The 1850-nt window shown below is 43.1% G+C and carries 1 pseudogene; it reads left to right on the plus strand.

The features are described from left to right. Positions 1 to 1850, plus strand: a pseudogene (locus NWP21_RS17450) (hypothetical protein); the annotation flags it as partial.

The following is a 1850-nucleotide window of genomic DNA, read 5'->3' on the forward strand; positions in this document are numbered from 1 at the left end:
CGATTACAGATTACAGGTACACCCCAAAATGACACCATTGACAGGGGAGGCTATGAGTCAATCAGTGTAGACGGTGGGGAAGGCATTGACACCATCAACTATGTTGACCTTGGCAGCTTCACCACGGACTTAGTGGTAGACAATAGTGGTGGTGGCACATTCACATCTTCTAACGGAACAGTAGTTAAGAACGTAGAAAGATTTGCTAACCTTATCACCGGTACAGGTAACGACACTATCACCTTTACAGGTCGTTTTAATGAAACCATCAATACAGGGGATGGCGACGACACCATTAATGGGGCATTGGGTATAGATCGTATTGATGGAGGAGAAGGCGATGACTTACTGATTATCGACTATTCCAGCAACAGCTATGGGGGAGACACCACATACCCAGCCGGGATTAGTAGTGGTATTTATTTATTAAATGGTGCTTGGGAGGGAAATTTATCGGCTTACATAAATAATACTGGTGCATATGACTATGTAAGCTTCAGTAATATAGACCGATTCCAGATTACAGGTACATCCGCCAGTGATGATATTAAAACGGGGGGAGGGGATGACGTTATTACTGGGGTTAATCCCAATAGTAGCACTCCTGGACTTGGGGAAATTGACATCTTAACAGGTGGAGCCGGTGCGGATAAGTTCATTCTCGGTGAATTGGATTGGATTGGATACGATGATAGTAACGGTTTAACTAGTGGAGATGCTGATTATGCCTTAATAGTCGATTTTGATCCTACGGAGGGAGATGTTATTCAACTGCGGGGGACAAGCAGTGATTACTTACTAAAACTTGAGGGTGCAGATACTCAAATTCTCATCGATAAACCCGGAACAGAACCTGATGAAGTAATTGCTGTTCTACAAAATATCACTGCTTTATCTTTAAATAATAGCTACTTTAAGTATATCAGTGAAAATCTACCCCTAACCCTCGCCATCGCCCCCACCTCCGCCATACAATCAGAAGGAAACAGCGGTAATACCTCCTTTACCTTCACAGTTACTCGCACAGGGGATACAGGTATCAGTACTGCTAACTGGGCGGTTACCGGTACAGGAACCAACCCCGCGAACGCAGCCGACTTTGGCGGAAACCTTCCCACAGGTACAGTCACCTTTGCTGCGGGGGAAACATCTCAAATAATTACAGTCAGTGTCAGTGGTGATACGGTAGTAGAACCAGAGGAAACCTTTACCGTTAGCCTATCTAACCCCAGTAACGCTACCATTACAACTGCCACTGCTACCGGGACAATTATTAATGATGACTTGTTAGCAAATCCCGGTCAACTGGCGATCGCTCCTCAAAGTAGTAAGGTTACACCCGCATGGGGAGAGATCACCTTAAAATATCGTGTTAATAACTTTAACGATACGCAGATATCTGTAGGATTGTCAATTTACTTTGACAGTTCAGAACTGAATATTAATACAACAGATATTAATGTTTCCAGTTCTGTGGGGACTATAGTCGGGGATAAAATTATCATTGATGACACGGAAAATGGTGATAATGACCCTAACACTGATAAGGAATTGACGTTTATTATCAGCCCTCTTCAATCCACCGACAGTGATAGCGTCTTTGTAAATATTCCCTTTACCACCACTGCTGGGTTTGATGGAGAAACTAAAGTTAACTTTGCTGGTAGCAGTAGTAACCCGAATATAGATGTATTAGCAGTACCTTCTGTCACAGTCAGTGGACTTGCTGCGGATATTGATGGTAACGGTAGAGTGACTGGTGCTGATTTATTGTTCATTGACCAATATCTGCTGTTACGCAATAATCCTAACGTTAATGCGATTCTGCAAAGTTCCTTTAATCTGTTTAG

This window comes from Anabaenopsis sp. FSS-46 (genome assembly GCF_029891665.1).
In the GTDB taxonomy this organism is placed as follows: Bacteria; Cyanobacteriota; Cyanobacteriia; order Cyanobacteriales; family Nostocaceae; genus Anabaenopsis; species Anabaenopsis arnoldii.